At 69.5% G+C, this 20613-nt stretch carries 19 protein-coding genes; 14 read left to right on the top strand and 5 right to left on the bottom strand.

The genetic code is table 11. From position 1 onward, the window contains the following. Positions 1-103: 103 nt before the first annotated feature. Positions 104-1237, bottom strand: coding sequence for a flavodoxin-dependent (E)-4-hydroxy-3-methylbut-2-enyl-diphosphate synthase (gene ispG, locus AC5592_RS18790; protein WP_210743744.1), 1134 nt, complete (start codon positions 1235-1237; stop codon positions 104-106). A gap of 368 nt (positions 1238-1605) precedes the next feature. Here ispG and nfi point away from each other — a divergent pair, with 368 nt between their 5' ends. The 5 genes from nfi to AC5592_RS18815 all read left to right on the top strand — a co-directional run bounded on the left by nfi (position 1606) and on the right by AC5592_RS18815 (position 7553). Then, the gene (nfi, locus tag AC5592_RS18795; protein ID WP_036503584.1) at positions 1606-2277 is read left to right on the top strand and encodes a deoxyribonuclease V; all 672 of its coding nucleotides are present in this window, start codon (positions 1606-1608) and stop codon (positions 2275-2277) included. Positions 2278-2782: 505 nt separating this feature from the next. Continuing rightward, on the top strand, positions 2783-3043 hold the full coding sequence (locus tag AC5592_RS18800; protein WP_051024782.1) for a three-helix bundle dimerization domain-containing protein: 261 nt from the start codon (positions 2783-2785) through the stop codon (positions 3041-3043). A 12-nt stretch (positions 3044-3055) separates the two neighbouring features. After that, positions 3056-3286 (top strand): hypothetical protein, encoded by a 231-nt coding sequence (locus tag AC5592_RS18805; RefSeq protein ID WP_157122009.1) that lies wholly within the window; start codon positions 3056-3058, stop codon positions 3284-3286. 32 nt (positions 3287-3318) lie between these two features. Then, positions 3319-6114, top strand: coding sequence for a cation-translocating P-type ATPase (locus AC5592_RS18810; RefSeq protein ID WP_084506858.1), 2796 nt, complete (start codon positions 3319-3321; stop codon positions 6112-6114). A gap of 173 nt (positions 6115-6287) precedes the next feature. Continuing rightward, positions 6288-7553, top strand: coding sequence for a diacylglycerol/lipid kinase family protein (locus AC5592_RS18815; RefSeq protein ID WP_371507259.1), 1266 nt, complete (start codon positions 6288-6290; stop codon positions 7551-7553). Here the strand turns inward: AC5592_RS18815 and AC5592_RS18820 are convergent. Then, positions 7537-8760, bottom strand: a complete 1224-nt coding sequence (locus tag AC5592_RS18820; RefSeq protein WP_063064983.1) for a M50 family metallopeptidase — start codon at positions 8758-8760, stop codon at positions 7537-7539. The two genes, AC5592_RS18815 and AC5592_RS18820, sit on opposite strands and share 17 nt — an antisense overlap. 21 nt (positions 8761-8781) lie before the next feature. After that, positions 8782-9921 carry a 1-deoxy-D-xylulose-5-phosphate reductoisomerase gene (gene dxr, locus AC5592_RS18825; RefSeq protein WP_036503588.1) on the bottom strand — a complete coding sequence of 380 codons (1140 nt, stop codon included), beginning with the start codon at positions 9919-9921 and terminating at the stop codon, positions 8782-8784. A gap of 162 nt (positions 9922-10083) precedes the next feature. Between dxr and AC5592_RS18830 the strand changes: the two genes are divergently transcribed. Then, on the top strand, positions 10084-10368 hold the full coding sequence (locus AC5592_RS18830) for a DUF2631 domain-containing protein (RefSeq protein ID WP_086007267.1): 285 nt from the start codon (positions 10084-10086) through the stop codon (positions 10366-10368). A 47-nt stretch (positions 10369-10415) separates the two neighbouring features. On the opposite strand, the gene AC5592_RS18835 is transcribed toward AC5592_RS18830, so the two are convergent. Beyond that, positions 10416-11150 carry a LysR substrate-binding domain-containing protein gene (locus AC5592_RS18835; protein ID WP_063064984.1) on the bottom strand — a complete coding sequence of 245 codons (735 nt, stop codon included), beginning with the start codon at positions 11148-11150 and terminating at the stop codon, positions 10416-10418. 194 nt (positions 11151-11344) lie between these two features. Here AC5592_RS18835 and AC5592_RS18840 point away from each other — a divergent pair, with 194 nt between their 5' ends. The 3 genes from AC5592_RS18840 to crcB (AC5592_RS18850) all read left to right on the top strand — a co-directional run bounded on the left by AC5592_RS18840 (position 11345) and on the right by crcB (AC5592_RS18850) (position 13017). Then, the gene (locus AC5592_RS18840; protein ID WP_063064985.1) at positions 11345-11992 is read left to right on the top strand and encodes a phosphatase PAP2 family protein; all 648 of its coding nucleotides are present in this window, start codon (positions 11345-11347) and stop codon (positions 11990-11992) included. 147 nt (positions 11993-12139) lie between these two features. Continuing rightward, positions 12140-12658 carry a fluoride efflux transporter CrcB gene (crcB, locus tag AC5592_RS18845; RefSeq protein WP_036503544.1) on the top strand — a complete coding sequence of 173 codons (519 nt, stop codon included), beginning with the start codon at positions 12140-12142 and terminating at the stop codon, positions 12656-12658. Then, positions 12655-13017, top strand: a complete 363-nt coding sequence (crcB, locus tag AC5592_RS18850) for a fluoride efflux transporter CrcB (RefSeq protein WP_063064986.1) — start codon at positions 12655-12657, stop codon at positions 13015-13017. The genes crcB (AC5592_RS18845) and crcB (AC5592_RS18850) overlap by 4 nt, the downstream gene beginning before the upstream one ends. 12 nt (positions 13018-13029) lie before the next feature. Here the strand turns inward: crcB (AC5592_RS18850) and AC5592_RS18855 are convergent, their stop codons facing one another. Next, positions 13030-14247: a helix-turn-helix domain-containing protein gene (locus AC5592_RS18855; RefSeq protein WP_063920343.1), complete on the bottom strand. Its 1218-nt coding sequence runs from the start codon at positions 14245-14247 to the stop codon at positions 13030-13032. Between the two features lie 104 nt (positions 14248-14351). Here AC5592_RS18855 and hpnC point away from each other — a divergent pair, with 104 nt between their 5' ends. Genes hpnC through shc form a run of 5 tightly spaced genes read left to right on the top strand, consistent with a single transcriptional unit; the run spans position 14352 to position 20611 of the window. Further along, positions 14352-15206, top strand: a complete 855-nt coding sequence (hpnC, locus tag AC5592_RS18860; RefSeq protein ID WP_063064988.1) for a squalene synthase HpnC — start codon at positions 14352-14354, stop codon at positions 15204-15206. 5 nt (positions 15207-15211) lie between these two features. Next, the gene (hpnD, locus tag AC5592_RS18865) at positions 15212-16111 is read left to right on the top strand and encodes a presqualene diphosphate synthase HpnD (RefSeq protein WP_063065032.1); all 900 of its coding nucleotides are present in this window, start codon (positions 15212-15214) and stop codon (positions 16109-16111) included. Beyond that, a complete protein-coding gene (gene hpnE / locus AC5592_RS18870; RefSeq protein WP_063065033.1) occupies positions 16108-17577 on the top strand; it encodes a hydroxysqualene dehydroxylase HpnE in 1470 nt (489 codons plus the stop codon). The genes hpnD and hpnE overlap by 4 nt, the downstream gene beginning before the upstream one ends. Beyond that, positions 17574-18590, top strand: coding sequence for a polyprenyl synthetase family protein (locus tag AC5592_RS18875; RefSeq protein ID WP_063064989.1), 1017 nt, complete (start codon positions 17574-17576; stop codon positions 18588-18590). The genes hpnE and AC5592_RS18875 overlap by 4 nt, the downstream gene beginning before the upstream one ends. Positions 18591-18592: 2 nt before the next feature. Continuing rightward, the gene (gene shc, locus AC5592_RS18880; RefSeq protein ID WP_084506862.1) at positions 18593-20611 is read left to right on the top strand and encodes a squalene--hopene cyclase; all 2019 of its coding nucleotides are present in this window, start codon (positions 18593-18595) and stop codon (positions 20609-20611) included. Positions 20612-20613: the final 2 nt, after the last annotated feature.

A 20613-nucleotide genomic window follows, 5' to 3' on the forward strand; every position in this document is an offset into this window, starting at 1 on the left:
CAGCCTGCCATGAACGTCGCCTGCGTGCGGGGGCTTTGCTCGGCTCCAGGGACAGAATGCGGCCGGCGCGCGACACGCCCACTCCCCTATCCGCGTCCGGCGATCATCCGACGGTGACGACGGGCTCGCCGGTTTCGGCGTCGGTACCCATCTCGTCGGCGATGCGCATGGCCTCTTCGATCAGAGTCTCCACGATCTGATGTTCGGGCACGGTCTTGACGACCTCGCCCTTCACGAAGATCTGGCCCTTGCCGTTGCCGGAGGCGACACCCAGATCGGCCTCGCGCGCCTCACCCGGACCGTTGACCACACAACCCATCACCGCCACCCGCAGCGGCACCTCGAGACCTTCCAGCCCCGCGGTGACCTCGTTGGCGAGGGTGTAGACATCGACCTGCGCACGTCCGCAGGAGGGGCAGGACACGATCTCGAGTTTGCGCGGCCGCAGATTCAGCGACTGCAGGATCTGCCCACCGACCTTGACCTCCTCGGCGGGCGGCGCGGACAGCGAGACCCGGATGGTGTCGCCGATGCCCTCGCTGAGCAGGGCGCCGAAGGCCACCGCCGATTTGATCGTGCCCTGGAAGGCCGGTCCGGCCTCGGTGACGCCCAAGTGCAGCGGGTAGTCGCACTGCGCGGCCAGCTGCCGGTAGGCCTCGACCATGACCACCGGATCGTTGTGCTTGACCGAGATCTTGATGTCGCCGAAGCCGTGCTCCTCGAACAGGCTCGCCTCCCACAGCGCCGACTCCACCAGCGCCTCGGGGGTGGCCTTGCCGTACTTCTCGAGCATGCGCTTGTCCAGGGAGCCGGCGTTCACGCCGATCCGGATCGGGATTCCGGCCGCACCGGCGGCCTTGGCGACCTCCTTGACCCGGCCGTCGAACTCCTTGATGTTGCCCGGATTGACGCGCACGGCGGCACAGCCGGCATCGATCGCGGCGAAGATGTAGCGCGGCTGGAAGTGGATGTCCGCGATCACCGGGATCTGCGACTTCTTCGCGATCATCGGCAGCGCGTCGGCATCCTCCTGCCGCGGGCAGGCCACGCGCACGATGTCACAGCCCGATGCGGTCAACTCCGCGATCTGCTGCAGCGTGGCGTTCACGTCGTGGGTCTTGGTCGTGGTCATCGACTGGACGGAGATGGGGTGATCACTGCCCACTCCCACCGTGCCCACCATCAGCTGTCGCGTCTTACGCCGCGGTGCGAGGACCGCCGCCGGTGCGGCCGGCATCCCCAGGGTGATGGCTGTGCTCACGTTCGGCTGCCTACTTTCGTCTGCGTCTGGTGCACCCGTTCGTTGCCGAGTCTAGTGCGGGCGGTATGGGAGCGACCTGTGAGAGCACCGACACCCCGGCCGGTGGCCGGCGCGTCCGGGGTCCTCGACCGCCCGGAACGACTGTGACCAGGACCGCACCGCTGCGCGGCCGGGCTGCTCGCGGCCCTCTGGTGTGCCCGGTCATCCGGGGTTTTCCGCTCGGAGGCCGATGTGGTTACCGTGGACCGGCCGAAGGCCCGCACCCCCACCGGCGCGTTCAGGAGGATTCACCGGATGTACATCCCACGACCACGTGTCGGGCGGCGCTGACCGTGCGCCTGGCGATGACTCCGGAACTGCCCGCCGACCCGGAAGCGGCTGCGGCACTGCAGGAGCGATTGCGCGATTCGGTGCTCACCCACGACCCGCGGCCGCCGCGATTCGGCACCGTCGCGGGCCTGGATTCGGCCTACGACGAGTCCGGCGCGGTGGTCGCCGCCGTCGTGGTCCTCGATATCGCCACGATGGAGACCGTCGACACCGCCGTCGCCCACGGCACGACACGGTTTCCCTACGTCCCCGGCCTGCTCGCGTTCCGGGAGCTGCCGACCACCCTGGCCGCGCTGGAACGCCTCGGCACCACGCCCGATCTGCTGGTGTGCGACGGCCAGGGCATCGCCCACCCGCGGCGCTTCGGGCTGGCATGCCACCTGGGCGTGCTGACCGGGCTGCCGTCGATCGGCGTCGCCAAGACGGTGTGGGGTGACTGCGGCGAGCCCGACGCCGCGCGTGGTTCGGTCGCCGACATCACCGTGGACGGTGCGGTGGTCGGGCGGGCGCTGCGCACCCAGCCCGGGATCAAACCGGTGTACGTATCGGTGGGCCATCGCATCTCCCTCGACACCGCCTGCGCCCAGGTTCTCGCGCTGGCGCCGAAGTACCGCCAGCCCGAAACCACCCGTCGCGCCGATCAGCTGTGCCGGACCCTGTTGCGCGACACCGCCGCTCGCGGCTGAGCGCGAATCCGGCGACCAGCGCCGCGCGGCAGCATCGAAACAATGCCGGAGACGAGCTTCGGCAATCTCATCGCTAATGGGAGTTCTCGACGTGCTCACCGGCGAGATCCGCGAAGCGTCAACGCCACCCGAGGCGACGGGCGATCATCGTCCGGGAGGCGCCGGAGTCGAATGCCACCTCCTTCCGAATATTGGTTGTCGAATTACCGGCACGATCAACCCGATCGATTTGTTTATCTGTTCCTCGAACACAATCGAAGCAGCTGGAAACCGAAAATCAATTCGTCCTGTCTCCGTGCGATCCGACTCCTTTCCTCCGATCCGCGACGCCGCCGGAGGCCCACCGCCGCCACCGCTTCCGCGCTGAATATCGCAGATCAAGCCGTGTAATCGCAGAGCGGATGCCGGCGACGGACAGGGCGAAACACGAAAAGGCAAGCCGCGGTCGAAATTCGCGTCCAATTCGTGCCTTGACGAGTTCCGTCGCCGGGCAGACGATGGACCGATGACCGGCGATGAGGAATTGATTCAGGTCGAACAAGTCATCGAGCGGCTGATCGCCAGCCACCCGGCCGTCCCGCCCGGGGACATAGAACTCATCGTGCGCGGCATCCACAAGCGGTTCTCCGATGCACGAGTACACGACTTCGTCCCTCTTCTGGTCGAGAAGGCGGCGCGGCAAGCGATCAGCATCCGCCCGGCCGGTACAGCGGCGCCCTCGTCTCGCACCCGTGCGCGCGGCACCCACCCGGTGACGGTCATCTGAGGAGACGAGTTCTTGGGAAAGAAGTCCCACCACGGCAAGGGCCGGGCCGACAGACCGGGGAACACGGTCACCGAGCGTTCCCACCGTCCGCGCCGGCCGGCCGAACTGGTCGCGCTGCGGGAGTGGGTGAAAGCCTCCGGCGCGCCGCTCGACCGGCCGGAGGTCGCGCTACCGGATAGGCAGAGCGCCAACAGCTATCGCGTCCCCCCGCAGCCGCTGCACTGGAGTCCGACGCCGTACTGAGGATTCGCGCGCCGAGGGAAAGGACGAGCGTTATGGCGGCCACACACGCGGTGCCCCAGAGTTCGTCGGCGGGTCCGCCGGCTCCCGAACCGGCCGAGTGGCACGCCCGCGACGCCGACGCCGTGGTGGCGGCGCTGTCCTCGGACCGGCACGCCGGACTCACCTCCGCCTCGGCCGAGGAGCGGCGTCAACGCTACGGCCCCAACGAGATAGCCGCCGAACCCGCACCGGCGCCGTGGACCGTCGCGCTGCGCCAGCTCCGCGATCCGATGAACCTGATGTTGATCGCGGTGGTGGTGGTCAGCGTCGTCATCGGCGAGATTCCGACCGCCGTCGTGGTGGCGGTGCTGGTCGTACTCAACGTGGTGCTCGGCACGCGGCAGGAACTCGTGGCGCGCGCGAGCGTGGACGCCCTGGCGAAGATGCAGTCGCCGCAGGCGCGGGTGCTGCGCGACGGAGTGCTGATCCAGCTCGACGCGCTCGAGCTGGTGCCCGGCGATATCGTCCAGCTCGAAGCCGGCGATATCGTCCCCGCCGACGGCCGGCTCGTCACCTCCGCCACTCTGGAAACCCAGGAGGCGGCGCTCACCGGGGAAAGCGCCCCCGTCGCCAAGGATCCCGGCACCCTCGCCGCTGCGGACGTGCCGCTCGGCGACCGCGCCGACATGGTCTATCAGAACACCTCGATCACTCGGGGAACCGCGACCATGGTGGTGACCGAAACCGGGATGAACACCGAGATGGGCCGGATCGCGTCCATGCTGTCCGCGGTCGCCCCGTCGCGGTCACCGCTGCAGCGGGAGCTGGATTCGCTGACGAAACTGCTGGGTGTGATCGCGTGGACGGCGGTGGCGATCATCGTGGTGATCGGCGCGCTGCGCGGTCAGGATGTGACAGCGGTACTGCTGCTGGGCATTTCGATGGGCGTCTCCGCGATTCCCACCGGGCTGCCGACCTTCGTCCAGGCGATGCTCGCCTACGGCGCCCGCCGCCTCGCCGACGCCAAGGCCGTGGTCAAGAACCTCACCGATGTCGAGACGCTGGGTGCGACCAGCGCCATCAACTCGGACAAGACCGGCACCCTGACCATGAACCAGATGACGGTGCGCTCGCTGTTCTTCCACTGCCGGTGGTACGGCGTGACCGGAGAGGGCTACAGCAAGAACGGAACCGTCACCGAGGCCGCCGGTGCGGGCGTCCCGGATTTCACCCTGCTCGCCTACGGGCTGTGCCTGGACAGCGATGCCACCGTGGCCGACACCGGGGAGGTGGTCGGCGATCCGACCGAGGCCGCCCTGGTGGTCCTGGCGGCCAAGCTCGGCATCGACGCTCCGCTCACCCGCCGCGACTACCCGCGCGTCGCCGCGGTGCCCTTCGACTCGGCCTACAAATTCATGGCGACCTTCCACCATCTGCGCGTCGACGGTGAGACTCGATTCGTCGAATTGGTCAAGGGCGCACCCGATATGGTCCTGGCCCGCTGCGCGAGCGCCTACCGCCCGGGCCGCACCGAGGTGCCGATCGACGAGGTGCGCGCCGAGATCACCGCCGCGATGCGCACCATGTCGGAGCAGGGGCTTCGCGTCCTGGCCTTCGCTGCCCGGATCCTCGACGGTCAGGAGGACGCCGCGCGGGCCGACCCCATGTCGATGGTCGAGGATCTCACCTTCGTCGGCATGGCGGGCATCATCGACCCGCTGCGGCCCGAGGCGGTCGAATCGGTGCGCATCGCCCACGAGGCGGGCATCGACGTGCGCATGATCACCGGCGACCACGCGATCACCGCCGCCGCGATCGGAGCCGAGCTCGGGCTGGGGCCGGGGGCGGTCGGCGGCGCCGAACTGCAAGCCATGACCGACGAGCAACTGGCCGAGGCGCTGCCGAATCTGCACGTCTTCGGCCGGGTGACCCCACAGGACAAGTTGCGGCTGGCCGGCGTGATGCAACGTGGCGGCGCGGTGGTGGCGATGACCGGTGACGCGGTCAACGATGCCGCCGCGTTGAAGAAGGCCGATATCGGCGTCGCGATGGGTTCGGGCAGCGAGGTCACCAAACAGGCGGGCAAGATGGTGCTCACCGACGACAACTTCGGGACCTTGATCACCGCGATCCGCCTGGGCCGCAGCATCTACGACAAGATCGTGTCCTACATCCGGTACCAGATGTCGAAACTGTTCTCCCTGGTCCTGCTGTTCCTGGTGGCCAGCATCTTCGACATCAACCACGGCGTCGCGCTGACCCCGCTGATGGTGCTGTTCCAGCACTTCTTCATCACGCTGTTCCCGGTCGCGGTCATCATGACCGATCCCCCGCCACCGAATCTGATGAACAAACCGCCCCGCGATCCGGCGATGCCGATCGCCAACCGGACCGCGTTCACGCAGTGGCTGATCTACGGTGTGCTGCAGTTCGCGGTCGCCCTCGCCGCCATGCTGCTGGCGCCCGGCGAGATGAGCACGGACACCGCCTCGGTGCCGATGACGACGACCTTCGTGGTGTTGTCGCTGGGGTCGGTCCTCGCCGGGCTGGCGATGCGCCGCGACCCCGAATCCGGTTTCACCGCACCGATTCTCGGCGCCCTGAAGATTCTGTCGATACCGGTCGTGGTCACCGTTCTGGCCGTGCAGCTGGGTTTCCTGCAGGACCTGCTGATGACGACCGCGCTGACGGGCGGGCAGTGGCTGGCCTGTCTCGGCTGGTCGCTGCTGATCCCGATCGCCGTCGAGGCGGAGAAGGCGCTGCGGCGCAACCACATTCGCCGCAGTACACCGCCGGAGCCGTTGAACGCTGCGGTCGCGGTGGCGCCGCTGCGAGCCCGGACCTACTGAGGCCGGTCGTCGCGCGATCGCCCCGCCGGCACCTGAACTCCGGGACGAGGCACGCCATGGATCACACCCCCGACCGGCCGGATACACACCGTGCAGCGACCGGCACCGCGAACGGTCGTCACGACCTGCGCGGCCGAACCCGCTGGGCGCGAACGGCATTCGCCTGCGCCGCGGTGACGGTCGTGGTACCGGTGGTGTTCGCCGGACTCCTGGGCACTCTCGTGGTGCTGATCGTCGGCGCCGGCGGCATGGTGGTGACCGTGGCGGCGCTGTACTGGTTCGTGAGCGCGCGGGGCGTCCTGCGCTGGGTGTCGGCGGCGGTGGCGGTCGCGACGCCGATCGTGGTGCTCGTGATGTTCGTGCGCGCCGGCCTGCTGTGGGTGATATTGCTGACGGGCGCGGCAGCCCTGGCCGCCGTGGTGTCCGCCCACCGTGCGCTGCGCCCCCTCGTCACGCACACAACCGCAGTCGAATACGCCGCACCGCCACCGCGGCGACCGTTCCTGATCATGAATCCGCGATCCGGCGGCGGGAAGGTCGCGAAATTCGATCTCCGGCGCCGGGCCGAGGAACTCGGCGCGGAGGTCGTCCTGCTGGAGGGCAGCGTCGATGTGGCCGCCCTGGCCCGCGAGGCCGTCGAACGCGGCGCGGATCTGCTGGGCGTCGCGGGCGGCGACGGAACCCAAGCCCTCGTGGCGGATGTCGCGGCGGCGCACGACCTGCCGTTCCTGGTGCTCAGCGCGGGCACCCGCAACCATTTCGCGCTGGACCTCGGGCTCGGCGGCGCCGATCCGGCGACCGGGCTCGACGCCTTACGCGACGGTGTGGAGATGCGCGTCGACCTGGGCCGCGTCAACGGCCGACCGTTCGTCAACAACGCCTCGTTCGGCGTCTACGCCGAAATCGTGCGCAGCCCCGCCTACCGCGACGACAAGACCGCGACCGTCCTGCGCCTGCTCCCCGATCTGCTCGCCGGCCACAGCGGGACCCGGCTGATCGCTCATATCGGCGCCACCACGGTGATCGGCCCGCAAGCGGTGCTGGTGAGCAACAACCCTTACGGCACCAGCGATCTCGCCGGGCTGAGCCGCCGCGGCCGCCTCGACCGCGGCGTGCTCGGGGCGGTCACGGTCTCGGTCTCCGATACCCGCGCGGCCGTGGGTCTGATCCGCCGCACGCACAGCCGCGGCCTGACGCAGCAGACCGCGTCCGCGGTCGTCGTCGAGGCCGGTGGCGCATCGATCCCCGTGGGCGTCGACGGAGAATCGCTACTGCTCGACACACCGGTGCGATGCGTCGTCGAACCGGGCGCCCTGCGCGTGCGTGTGCCGCGTAATCGCCCCGGAATACGCCCAGCCGCACCGGCTCTGGATTGGATGCGCCTGCGCGATCTGGCGATCGGCCGCGCGCACGCCGGATTCGCTACGGGAACAGCTTGATCGGGTTCACGATGTCGGCGACCAGGGTGAGGATCATGTACGCACCGCCGATCACCACCACGATGTAGGTGGCTGGTAGCAGCTTCATGTAGTCGACCGGAGCGCCGTTGGGCAGGCCCTTGCGGTTGCGCCACATGTTGCGCAGCTTCTCGAAGATCACCACCGCGATATGGCCGCCGTCCAGCGGCAGCAGCGGCAGCAGGTTGAACGCGCCGAGGAAGAAGTTCAGGCTGGCCAGCACCAGCACGAACGCACCCCACAGCCCGTGTTCGGCGGTTTCGCCGCCGATCTTGCTGGCGCCGTACACGCTGACCGGAGTGTCGGCATCGCGCTGACCGCCGGTGACCGCATGCCACAGGCTGACCACCTTGCTCGGCATCTGCGCCAGCGAGGCGAAGGTGCGGCCGAACATGTCCCCGGTGAAGGCCACCGAGGCCGGCACCGCGGAGACGATGTTGTGTTTGACCGGCAGGTAGAAGTCCTGTGCCACACCGACTTTGCTCACGTACACCGGCGTGGTGACTCGCTCGGAACTGTCCGTGGACTTCAGCGGATAGGTCGCCACGCGCTCCGGGGTCACCGGAATCTGCAGCGTCTGATCGTCGCGCTTGACCGTGTAGACGACCGGGCCGTTCGCCTTCTCGGTGATCGAGCGGAAGTCGTCCCAGGTCTTGACGGGCTTGCCGTCGATCGCGGTCACCAGGTCGCCGCGCTGCAGTCCGGCGCGTTCGGCCGGGCCGGGGCCGGTGCACTTCTGGGTCGACCCGTCGGGGTTCTGCGCGGGCACACAACCGGCCGGGTAGATCTGGGTGGCCGGCGGCGAATCCAGCCGCGGCAGCCCCCAGGCCACCGCGAGGAGCATGATCAGCAGGAAGCCGAGGATGAAGTTCATCGCGATGCCGCCGAACATCACCACCAGGCGCTTCCAGGTGGCCTGCCGGTACATCGCGCGATGCAGGTCCTCGGGTGGTACCTCGTCCAGCGCGGTCATGCCCGCGATATCGCAGAAACCGCCCAGCGGCAGCGCCTTGAGGCCGTATTCGGTCTCACCGCGGCGGAAGGAGAACACCTTCGGCCCGAAGCCGACGAAGTAGCGGCGCACCTGCATGCCGGTGGCCTGCGCCGCCCACATGTGGCCACATTCGTGTAGCGCCACCGATACCGTGATGCCGAGGGCGAACAGCACGAATCCGATCGCGAAGCCCATGCGGTATCGAACCCTCCTGAATCAGTTGCTCACGAGCGTGCGCGCACGCTGTCGCGCCCACGCATCCGCCGCGAGCACCTCGTCCAAGGTACTGGGTTCGGCGGCCCAGCGGTCGGCCGACTCGACCACCCGCGCGACCGTGCGCACGATATCCGGGAATCGGAGCGCACCGTCGAGGAACGCCTGCACCGCGATCTCGTTGGCCGCGTTGTAGACCGCGGTCACGCTGCCGCCGGCCTTACCCGCCGCGCGAGCCAGTTCGACCGCGGGGAAGACCTCGGTGTCGACCGGTTCGAATTCCCAGGTGAACGCCGTGCCGAAGTCGATCGGGGCGAGGGTGCCGGGGACCCGGTCCGGCCAGCCCAGCGCCAGCGCGATCGGCAGTTTCATATCCGGCGGGCTGGCCTGGGCGAGGGTGGAGCCGTCGGTGAAGGTCGCCATCGAGTGCACGATCGACTGCGGATGCACCGTGACGTCGATCTTGTCGTAGTCGATGCCGAACAGCATGTGCGCCTCGATCAGTTCGAGGCCCTTGTTCACCAGCGTGGCCGAATTGAGGGTGTTCATCAGACCCATCGACCAGGTGGGATGGGCCTTGGCCTCCTCGGGGCGCACCGATTCCAGCATCTGCGCGGTCCAGCCCCGGAACGGGCCGCCGGAGGCGGTGAGCACCAGCCGCGCGACCTCGTCGGCGCGCCCGCCACGCAGGCATTGCGCCATCGCGGAGTGTTCGGAGTCGACCGGGACGATCTGCCCGGGAGTGGCGGCCCGCGTCACCAGGCTGCCGCCCGCGACCAGCGATTCCTTGTTGGCCAGTGCCAGGCGCCGTCCCGATTCCAGGGTCGCGAGCGTCGGCCGCAGCCCCAGCGCGCCGACCAGGGCGTTGAGCACCACGTCGGCGTCGGTGCGGCGCACGAGTTCGGTCGCCGCGTCCGGACCGGCCAGGGCCACACCGAGTTTCGCGGCCGCGGCCGGATCGGCGACGGCCACGTTGTCGGTGCCGGTGGCGCGGATCTGCTCGGCCAGCAGGTCGGTATTGCCGCCGCGCGCGGCCAGTCCGACCACCTGGAATCGGTCCGGATTGGCGGCGACGACCTCCAATGCCTGGGTGCCGATGGAGCCGGTGCTGCCCAGCAGCAGAACTTTCACGATGTCGGACACGCACTCATTGTCCACGGTGAATCGCCGCGGACGTCACCCCGCTGGCTACGACGGCCGGTCGTATGCAAACATATTCTCGACAGACACCTTCACGACCTGCGGACCTCACGGCGTACTCCGCGCCCGCGAGCCGCAGCGCACACGGAAATGATGGGAGCGAACGTGGCCGCCACGGAACTGGAACCCGCCAAGAGCGCCGGCGTCGTCACCAAGGTCGATCCCGCCGAGGTTCCCTCCGCCGCCTGGGGCTGGAGTGGTGAATCGCGGCGCACCTTCCGTATCGCCGGATGGGTCGTCGTCGTGATCCTGCTGGCCATGCTGTTCGAGAACCAGCAGGGCCACACCTCCGGCACCGGTTACACCGGATACATCTTCCTGATCGGTTTCGCCGTCGCGCTGGCGGCCGTGCTGATCCGCGATTCGATCATCCAGCGCAAGCCGCGCTGAATCCGCTTCGCGCACAGCCTGTTTCGACCGGCCGCTGAGGTTCCGCCTCAGCGGCCGCGTCGTTTCCGGGGGCCGCCGGCCTTACCCGCCCGCCCCGGTTTCGCCGCGCCACCCCGGCGCGCGGCCGGTTTCGCACCGCTCTCGCCCCGGCTCCTACCGCGCTGTGCCGCACCGCCTTCGGCACGCGTGCCGGACTCCTGGCGGCCGCGCCGATCCCGTTCACCGGTGGTCCGGGAACTGCGCGCGGTGCGGCCCCGCACGACACCGATGAATTCCTCGGCGAGTTCGACCGCGTCCTCGATCGGCCAGGACAGGGCGATCTGCGTCGGATCGACATCGGTGAGCGGACGATAGATCAGGTCGCGGCGATGATGCAGCCGCGCGAGCGACTGCGGCACCACCGCCGCCCCGCCGACCGCGGCCACCAACTCGACGGTGTCGCCCACGGCGTCGAGATCGGTCGCGTCCTGCATCCGCTCGCCGTCCAGATCGGCCAGGCTCACCTCGTCGAACAGCCCGATCGGATGATCCTTGGGCACCACCGCCACGGCGACCTCGTGGTAGAGCGGAATCGCGTGCAGCCCTTCGCGTTCGATCGGCAACCGGACGAAGCACATGTCGACCCGTCCCTGCGTCAGGGCCTCGCGCTGCTGGGCCTGCGGCACCGCGATCACGTCGAGCGGGACGTCGGGGAAGCGTTCGGCCCACACCCGCGCCCACTTGGCGACGGTGACGCCCGGGACGTAGCCGATGCGCAGCGCGGTGGGAGCAGACTCGGTCATGCGGCCAGCGTATGGCACCGGGCGGGGCGGCCCGGCATCCGCCGCGAACCACAGCGGCCCGGTACGCGATCGAGGTGACACGGAGGTCGACGGCAGTGGTCGAAACCGTGCCCACCGGGCGAACACGGTAGAAATGATCGCAGTACGTTTCCCATCCTCCCCCGGCATCCCGGGCAGACCAGATCGGATATGCGTTGACGACCCCCTCCCCGGCCCCGATGGCATCCGGCGGCCCCGGATTCGATCGGCCGCTGTTCACCACCATCACCGATTTCGCCGACCACACCCGGTGGCTCAACGACACGATGCTGTGGTTGACCGATGCCGGCCTGGCGGTGTTCGCGGTGCTGATGGTGATCGGCTGGTGGCAGGCCCGCCGCCGCGACGACCGGTCGATGGCGCTGGCGCTGCTGGCTCCGGTGAGCGTGGTGATCGCCTATCTGGTCGCCGAGGTGGTGAAGGTGATCGTCGCCGAACCGCGCCCGTGCCGGGGCGTGCCCACCGCCTACATCATCGAGACGTGCCCGGTGCCTAGCGACTATTCGTTCCCCAGCGGCCACACCACCACCGCCGCGGCGACCGTCGCGGCGCTGTATCTGCTGAATCGGCGGCTGGGCTGGATCACGGCGGTGTTCGCGGTCGTCCTGGCCTTCAGCCGGGTCTACGTCGGCGGTCATTACCCGCACGACGTCGTGGCCTCGGCGATCCTGGCCATTCCGGTCGCCGCGGCCGTCAGTCTGCTGCTGGCCCGCCCGGCCACCGCGGTGGTGACGCGGATGCGGTCCTCCGCACTGGCGCCGCTGGTCGCCGACACCGGAAGTACGCCGGTATCGCGGGTGTGAGCGAGTCCGGCCGGGTTCGCTATTCTGTCCGACGTGGCGGTGGGGCTCGCCACTTCGGCGCAGCGGCCGGAGCAACCGTGATCGGACGATCGCCAACAGTCCCTACTCGAGGTACCGCCATGTTCGTGTTCGAGTAGGAGTCCGTCGTTGACCGAACTACGCCGCGAGGAGCCCCGGCCCGGCGCATCCGCCGACCGGCCGGTCGATCCGGATATCGATCTGCATGTCCCGTCCCAGCGCCGCGAACTACTGCGCGAACACGGCGCCGTACTGGCGGTGATCGGGCTGGGTGGCGGATTGGGCGGTCTCGCCCGCTACGGCCTGACCCAGCTGCTGCCGACCCGCCCCGGGCAGTTCCCGTGGGGCACCTTCACCGAGAACGTCCTCGGCTGCCTGGCCATCGGCGTGCTGATGGTGCTGATCACCGAGGTGTGGTCGGCGCATCGACTGGTGCGGCCGTTCCTCGGGGTCGGATTTCTGGGCGGGTTCACCACCTTCTCCACCTACGCCGTCGAGATCCGCAATCTGCTGCAGCCCGGTTCGGCCGTGACGGCGTTCGTCTATCTGGCCGCGACGTTGCTGAGCGCGCTGCTCGCGGTGCTCGCCGGGGTGACGGTGACGCGAATGACGGTGCTTCGCAAGGTGATTCGAGGGGAGGCGCGGTGACCGTCGTCCTGGTATTCGCCGGTGCGGTGCTCGGCGCCCCGGCCCGCTATCTCACCGATCGGTTCGTGCAGGCACGCCACGACAGCCTGTTTCCGTGGGGCACGCTGACGGTCAACATCGTCGGCTGCCTCATCCTGGGCGCGCTCACCGGTGGTGCGGCCGGCAGTCCGGTGCTGGCGTTCGCCGGCACCGGATTCTGCGGGGCGCTCACCACCTACAGCACCTTCGGCTATGAGACGGTCCGGCTACTCGAACAGCGCGCCGTGTTCTACGCCGCGATGAACGTGGTGATCAGCGTGATCGCCGGACTCGGTGCCGCACTGCTCGGCTATGCCGTCGCGCACGCGCTGAGCGGCTGAGGACTCGCGTACTCAACCGGCTCGTCCGTGCGGCTGGTCCCAGACCAGCGCCAGATACATGCGGGCCCGCTCGCGCGGCGAATCCAGGCGTTCTCCGAGCAGATCGTGCAGCCGGTCCATGCGGTAACGCACGGTCTGCGGGTGGATGTGCAGATCGTCGGCGACCGCGTGCCGGTCGCCCATGTTCCACAGCCAGCTGCGCAGCGTTTCGACCAGCCGGTCGCGCTTCCCGTCGGGCAGCTCCCGAAGTGGTTGCAGCACTTGGGCTCGCAGCGTTTCCAGCAGCCATTCGTCGCGATTGGCGATGATGGTGTCGAGTTCCTCGGCGACCACGACCGGCGATCCGGACAGCACCCCGGCCTTGCGCAACCGCAGCGCGGTGCGAGCGATCCGCATACCGGTCGGCAGCAGGTCCAGCGTGAGCGGATGACCGATCACCGCGTCGCAGCCCCGCAGCGCGGCGACGAGCCGGGTGATCCGCCCGCCCAGCATCGGACTGGGCACGATCGCCCCGACCGCGTCGTCGCGCCGGATCGGCAGGCAGTGACCGCCGAGATGTTCCACCACCCCGCAGGAGCGCGCATCGGCCGGATCGGCGAGCACCACCGCGACCTCGGGGGGCAGTTGCCAGCCCGCGCGCTCGGCGGCCAGCCGGATTCCGATGGTGTCGGAACGCCCGGAGAGCAACATTTCCGCCAATTCCTCGCGATGGCGTTCCCGGGCCGCGCTGGACGCGGATTGTTCGAGCACATAACCGTGTGCGGAGGCCGCGGAGAATTCGTCGACGAAGGCGAAAACGGCCTCCGCCAGCACCGCGAGGACCTCCGGCCCCAGGTCGAGTTTCAGCGCCGTTTCCGCGACGTGATGCCAAGCCGCGCGGGCGCCGACCTGGTACGCGCCGAGCAGATCGGACAGGTCCGCGCCGTCCTGCAGTTGCTGGCGGCCGACCTGTTCGAAAACCAGCTGCGTCGGCGGCGGAACGCCCTCACCAGCGGAATCGCCTGTGCGCGGCCCGTGTTCGGCCAGGTCCAGCAGCCGATGGACGAACAGCACGCCGACCTCGGCCACCTCGGGGCGATGGTCGTCGAGATAGCGCGCGTAGTCGGGCCACTCGGCGGCGAGCAGATCACGGACCTCGTCCAGAAGATCGGGCATCCTAGCGTCGAGTTCCTCCGAAAGCTGCTCCAATGCCTCCGGTGTTATCGGAATTTCATTATGGGAATCGCTCATTCGAGTCCTCTCCGACTCGATTATCTTCCGGATACAAAAAACGCCAACCGGAATCACTTCAACGGTTGAAGATTTGAGCCCTGTGTTGCGTTCACCATCGAATCATGGACGCAGCGACAGCCCCGGCCCGCTGGCTGCGGGCCCGTGAAAAGGAAGAGAACTTTCCCGTCGCGCTGCGGTGGTTGCCGCGCGAACCACGCCGGCACCTGCACGCGGTCTACGCAGCCACCAGGTTAATCGACCAGGTCGGCGACGCGGCCCCCGGCGATCGTGTGTCGCACCTGCTGACGCTGCGCGCCGACCTCGCCGGTCTCTACCAGGGTCGCACACCCGACGATCCGGTGCTGCAGATGCTGGCCCCCACCGTGGCGGCGTGCGATCTGCCGCAGGAGGCGTTCCAGGAATTGATCGAGGCGAATCTGCTCGATCAGCGCGTCGGCCGCTACGCCACCTTCGAGGATCTGCTCGGCTACTGCCGGCTGTCGGCGAATCCGGTGGGCCGCTTGGTGCTGGCGGTCTTCGACCAGTCCACCCCGGACACGGTGGCGCTGTCGGATCGGGTGTGTTCGGCCCTGCAGGTGCTCGAGCACTGCCAGGACGTGGCCGAGGACTACGCGGCCGGGCGCATCTATCTGCCGCAGGACGATCTGACCGCGGCCGGGGTCGCGGAAGCGGCGCTGGCCACCGGCGGACCGGGCGATCCGGCGTGCCGGACGGTGGTGCTCACCCAGGTCGAACGCTGCGAATCGATGCTCGGCGAAGGCGCTCCGCTGGTCGCCCGGCTCACCGGATGGGCCCGGCTCGCGGTCTCGGGATATCTCGCGGGCGGCTGCGCGACCGCGCGGGCGCTGCGCGTGGCCGAGGGCGATGTGTGGAGCCAACCGGTGCGGCCCCGGCACGTCGACACCGTGGCCTCGATGGTCACGCTGCTCGGCAAGGCCACGGTGGTGCCGCAGTGAGCAGTATCGCGACCGGGCCGACCACGGCGGCGGCCTATGACACCTGTGAACGGATCACCCGCACCGAGGCCAAGAACTTCTACTACGGCATCCGGCTGCTGCCCCCGGAGAAGCGCTCGGCGCTGTGCGCTCTCTACGCGCTGGCACGGCGCATCGACGATATCGGCGACGAGCAGGGCGAACCGGCCGCCAAAACCGAGGCGCTGACCCTGTTGCGCAAGGAATTGGACAAGGTCACCGGCGGCGCCGGAACCGATGATCCGGTGCTGTTCGCCGTCGCCGACACCGCTCGGCGCTATCCGGTGCCACTGGGCGCGTTCGGCGAACTGATCGACGGGGTGCAGGCCGATGTCGACGGCGTCACCTACACCGATTTCGGCGAGCTCACCCACTACTGCCGCTGCGTGGCCGGGGCGGTGGGCCGCTTGTGCCTGTCGATCTTCGGCTCCGGCGGTGATCCGTGCGCGCCGCTGTACGCCGATCAGCTCGGGATCGCGTTGCAGCAGACCAACATTCTGCGCGATATCCGCGAGGATCTCGGCAACGGCCGCGTCTATCTGCCCCGCGACGAACTGCGGCGCTTCGGCGTCCAACTGGAACTCGACGCAGGTGGGGCGCTCGACGATCCCAACGGCGGACTGGCCGCGCTGATCCGCACCGGCGCCGAGCGCGCCGAGAACTGGTACTGCCTGGGGTTGCGTCTGATTCCGCATCTGGACGGCCGCAGTGCCGCCTGCTGCGCGGCGATGGCGGGTATCTACCGGCGGCTCAACGAGCGCATCCGCGCCAATCCGGTGGCCGTCTACGACCGGCGGCTGTCGTTGAGCGGACGGGAGAAGACACGCGTCGCCTCCGGCGCGCTACTGCAGTATTCGATGACCACATTCGGGTGGAGCCCGCGATGACGGCGCGGGTGGCCGTGGTGGGCGGCGGGCTCGCGGGGATGACCGCGGCCCTGCGCTGCGCGGACGCCGGATATGCGGTGCGTCTGTTCGAATCCCGGCCCTGGCTGGGCGGGCTGACGCATTCGTTCCCCCGTGGTGAGCTGTGGATCGACAACGGCCAGCACGTATTCCTGCGCTGCTGCGACCGCTATCTCGCGCTGCTGGATCGGCTCGGCATGCGCGATGCGGTCCGGCTGCAACCGCGCCTCGACATCCCGGTATCCGGCGGCGGACGGGTGGGCCGGTTGCGGCGGTTGCCGCTGCCGGCGCCGCTGCATCTGAGTTGGGCGCTGCTGCGCTATCCCTGGTTGTCGCCGGGCGCGCGGCTACGCTTCGTCCGGGCCGCGCTGGCACTGCGGGCGGTCGACACCACCGATCCACGCACGGACGCAACGAGTTTCGGTGACTGGTTGCGTGCGCACGGTCAGGATCGCGATGCCGTCGACAGCCTGTGGGATCTGGTCGGCATCGCCACCCTCAACGCCCGGGCCGACGACGTATCGCTGGCATTGGCCGCCACCGTATTCCAGGTCGGCTTGCTCACCGACTCGGACGCGGCGGATATCGGCTGGTCGCGTATCCCGTTGCGCCATGTGCACGGCGACGCCGGACAGGCGGCACTCACCGCGGCGGGTGCGACGGTGATCCACGAGAAGGTCACAGCCGTCCGGCGGGCCGAGGCCGGCTGGTCGGTGCACACCGGCGACAGCGAATATGCCGCCGACGCGGTCGTCTCGGCGGTGCCCCCGACGGCGGCGCAGGCGCTGCTGCCCGCCGACGCGGTGGACCTGCCCGCGAATTGGGCTGCGGCCCTGGGCAGTTCGCCGATCGTCAACATTCATGTGCTCTACGACCGGCAGGTGATGGACGAACCGCTGCGAGCCGGCGTCGGCACGGTCGTGCAGTGGGTGTTCGACCGGACCGATGCATCCGGGGCGCGCACCGAGGCAGGCCCCCGCGGCGCGTCTGCGACCGACGGCCCCGGCGCGGCGGGAGCAGCGGGCCCGCTTCCCGCCGGCGCGCAGTATCTGGCCGTCTCCGTCTCCGCCGCCGACGCATTCATCGATCGCCCGGTCGCCGAGCTGCGCCGGGAATTCCTGCCCGCCCTCGAACAGCTACTGCCCGAGGCCCGTACAGCACAGGTGGCCGACTTCTTCGTCACTCGCGAACGCCATGCGACGTTCCGGCCCGCGCCGGGCAGCGCGCGGCTGCGTCCGCCCGCGGCCACCGCATCGCCCGGTCTGGCGCTGGCCGGGGCGTGGACCGACACCGGCTGGCCCGCGACCATGGAGGGCGCCGTGCGCAGCGGGGAAGCCGCCGCGGCGGAGGTCATTTCGTATCTGGCGGGGTTCCGTCCCCGCGCCGGTGCCGCCGAGCGCACCGGTACGCCCGAACCCCGCACGCGGATATCGGAGGTGATCAGATGACGGTGACAACCCTGTCCACGGTCGATGCCGACGGTCATGCCGTCCGGTCGGCGCTGTCCGACGCCGTCGGACGGCTCGACGACGCGATCCGCCCGATGGTCGCCTATCACCTCGGCTTCTGCGACGAACACGGCCGCCCGGTCGTCGCCGACAGCGGCAAATCGGTGCGGTCGCGGCTGACCATGCTCGCCGCCCACGCCGCCGGCGGCGACGGACTCTGCGGAGTCCCCGGTGCGGTGGCGGTCGAACTCGTGCACAACTTCTCGCTCGTGCACGACGACCTGATGGATCGCGACGCCACCCGCCGGCATCGCCCGACGGTGTGGGCGGTGTGGGGAGATCCGGTCGCGGTGCTGGCCGGTGACGCGATGCTCTCGCTGTCGCACGAGGTGCTGCTCGATTCCGGCTCCCCGCATGCGATGGCGGCGGCCCGGCTGGTCGGGAAGGCGACTCAGGAGCTGATCATCGGCCAGGCCGCCGACGTCGACTTCGAACATCGCAACGACGTGGGCCTGGCCGAATGTATCCGCATGGCCATGGGCAAGACCGCGGCGCTGCTCTCGGCGAGTGCCGCGGTCGGCGGCGTCCTGGCCGGGGCGCCACCGGCGACGGTCGCGGCGCTGCAGGCCTACGGCGACAACATCGGCCTCGCCTTCCAGCTCGTCGACGATCTGCTCGGCATCTGGGGCGATCCGGCGGTGACCGGCAAACCGGTGTTCTCGGATCTGCGCTCGCGCAAGAAGTCGCTGCCGGTCACCTGGTGCCTGGAATCCGGCCGCCCGGCCGGGCAAGCGCTGGCGCAGTGGCTGGCGCAATCGGGCGAACCGAGCGAGCACGATCTGCGGGCCGCCGCCGACATGGTCGAGACCGCCGGTGGCCGGCGCTGGGCACGGGCCGAGGCCCGGCGGCGGGTGCGCACCGCCCAGCAGGCCCTCACCACGGCCACCCTCACCCCCGAATACCGCCGGGAGCTCTGTGACCTGGCGGATTTCATCGTGGAACGGAGTGCATAGGAATGACAGTCACCCACACCGGCAATTCGGCAGCGAACCGGCGGACCGCGTTCGATCCGGCGCCTGGCGCCGGCGAACTGAGCGCGGTCCGCGCCGCCACCGACGCGGCGGTGCGGCTGCTGCGCTCTTCCCAGCACGAACAGGGCTGGTGGAAGGGCGAATTGGCGACCAATGTGACGATGGACGCCGAAGATCTGCTGCTGCGGGAGTTCCTCGGCATCTCCACCCCGGACGTGACCGAGCCGGCGGCGCGCTGGATCCGATCACAGCAGCGCGCCGACGGGACGTGGGCGACCTTCCACGGCGGACCCGGCGACCTGTCGACCACCGCCGAGGCGTGGGTGGCCCTGCGGCTGGCCGGTGACGACCCCGCCGCACCGCATATGCGCGCCGCCGCCGACTTCGTGCGCGCCGAAGGCGGGATCGAGGCCTCGCGGGTCTTCACCCGAATCTGGTTGGCGCTGTTCGGGTTGTGGTCCTGGGACGATCTGCCGAATCTGCCACCGGAGCTGGTGCTGTTCCCGTCCTGGTTTCCGCTCAACATCTACGACTGGGGATGCTGGGCCCGCCAGACCGTGGTGCCGTTGACCGTGGTGGCCACACTGCGGCCGTGCCGCCCGCTGCCGTTCGGCATCGACGAATTGCGGACCGGCGCGCCCCGGGCCCGCCGCGCGCCGCTCACCTCCCTGGCCGGAGTGTTCCAGCGTGTCGACACGGTACTGCACACCTACGCGCGACTGCCGCTGAATCCGCTGCGCGATGTGGCGATGCGGCACGCCGCGGAGTGGATTCTGGCCCGCCAGGAGGCCGACGGCGGCTGGGGCGGAATCCAGCCGCCGTGGGTGTATTCGCTACTGGCCCTGCACCTTCTGGGCTATCCGCTCGATCATCCGGCGATGCGGGCGGGCATCGCGGGCCTGGACGGCTTCGTCGTCCGCGAACAGACACCGGAGGGCGAGGTACGGCGACTCGAAGCCTGCCAGTCACCGGTGTGGGATACCGCGTTGGCGACGGCCGCGCTGCTGGACGGCGGAGTGGCGCCGGACGATCCGGCGGTGCTGCGGGCCACCGACTGGCTGCTGGGTGAGCAGATCACCGCCGGCGGCGACTGGCAGGTGCGCCGGCCGCATCTGGAACCCGGCGGCTGGGCGTTCGAATTCGCCAACGACGTCTACCCCGACACCGACGACACCGCCGAGATCGTCATTGCGCTGCATCAGGTTTCGCATCCGGACCGCCGTGTACTGGATACCGCGATCGAACGCGCGGTGCGCTGGACGGTCGGCATGCAGTCCGCCGACGGCGGGTGGGGCGCCTTCGACGCCGACAACACCTCGATCCTGCCGACGAAACTGCCGTTCTGCGATTTCGGCGCCGTCACCGATCCGCCCTCGGCCGATGTGACCGCGCACGTGGTGGAGATGCTGGCGGTACTCGGCCGCAGCGGTGATCGCGCATGCCGGCGCGGCGTGCGCTGGCTGCTCGATCATCAGGAGTCCGACGGCTCCTGGTTCGGGCGCTGGGGCGCCAACCACGTCTACGGCACGGGCGCGGCGGTACCGGCGCTGGTCGCGGCGGGCACGAGCCCGCGGTCGACGACGATCCGCGCGGCGGTGCGCTGGCTGGAAGCCCATCAGAACGCCGACGGCGGATGGGGTGAGGATCTGCGCTCCTATCGGGAGCCGGAATGGGTCGGCCGCGGCGAATCCACCGCCTCGCAGACCGCGTGGGCGCTGCTGGCCCTGCTGGCCGCCGAGGAACACGACTCTCCCGCCGTACGCCGCGGCATCGACTGGCTGGTGCGCACACAGCGACCCGACGGCGGCTGGGACGAGGACCTGTTCACCGGCACCGGATTCCCCGGCGATTTCTACATCAACTACCACCTGTACCGGCTGGTGTTCCCGATCTGGGCACTGGGGCGGTATGTGCGGCGACAGACCGCATCGGGCGGCGAGGACCTCAGCGCCGGCACCGCGCGCTCGAACGGAACCGGCACTGCCGGTCGGGACGGGAGCTGACC

The organism is Nocardia violaceofusca NBRC 14427 (assembly GCF_963869435.1).
GTDB lineage: Bacteria > Actinomycetota > Actinomycetes > Mycobacteriales > Mycobacteriaceae > Nocardia > Nocardia aobensis.

Bases quoted from the DNA above. Each gene is read 5' to 3' on its own strand.
- shc (WP_084506862.1), top strand. From the start codon at position 18,593: ATGACAGTCACCCACACCGGCAATTCGGCAGCGAACCGGCGGACCGCG.
- AC5592_RS18875 (WP_063064989.1), top strand. From the start codon at position 17,574: ATGACGGTGACAACCCTGTCCACGGTCGATGCCGACGGTCATGCCGTC.
- AC5592_RS18810 (WP_084506858.1), top strand. From the start codon at position 3,319: ATGGCGGCCACACACGCGGTGCCCCAGAGTTCGTCGGCGGGTCCGCCG.
- AC5592_RS18835 (WP_063064984.1), bottom strand. From the start codon at position 11,150: ATGACCGAGTCTGCTCCCACCGCGCTGCGCATCGGCTACGTCCCGGGC.
- hpnE (WP_063065033.1), top strand. From the start codon at position 16,108: ATGACGGCGCGGGTGGCCGTGGTGGGCGGCGGGCTCGCGGGGATGACC.
- hpnC (WP_063064988.1), top strand. From the start codon at position 14,352: ATGGACGCAGCGACAGCCCCGGCCCGCTGGCTGCGGGCCCGTGAAAAG.
- AC5592_RS18820 (WP_063064983.1), bottom strand. From the start codon at position 8,760: ATGGGCTTCGCGATCGGATTCGTGCTGTTCGCCCTCGGCATCACGGTA.
- ispG (WP_210743744.1), bottom strand. From the start codon at position 1,237: ATGCCGGCCGCACCGGCGGCGGTCCTCGCACCGCGGCGTAAGACGCGA.
- AC5592_RS18800 (WP_051024782.1), top strand. From the start codon at position 2,783: ATGACCGGCGATGAGGAATTGATTCAGGTCGAACAAGTCATCGAGCGG.
- nfi (WP_036503584.1), top strand. From the start codon at position 1,606: ATGACTCCGGAACTGCCCGCCGACCCGGAAGCGGCTGCGGCACTGCAG.
- AC5592_RS18855 (WP_063920343.1), bottom strand. From the start codon at position 14,247: ATGAGCGATTCCCATAATGAAATTCCGATAACACCGGAGGCATTGGAG.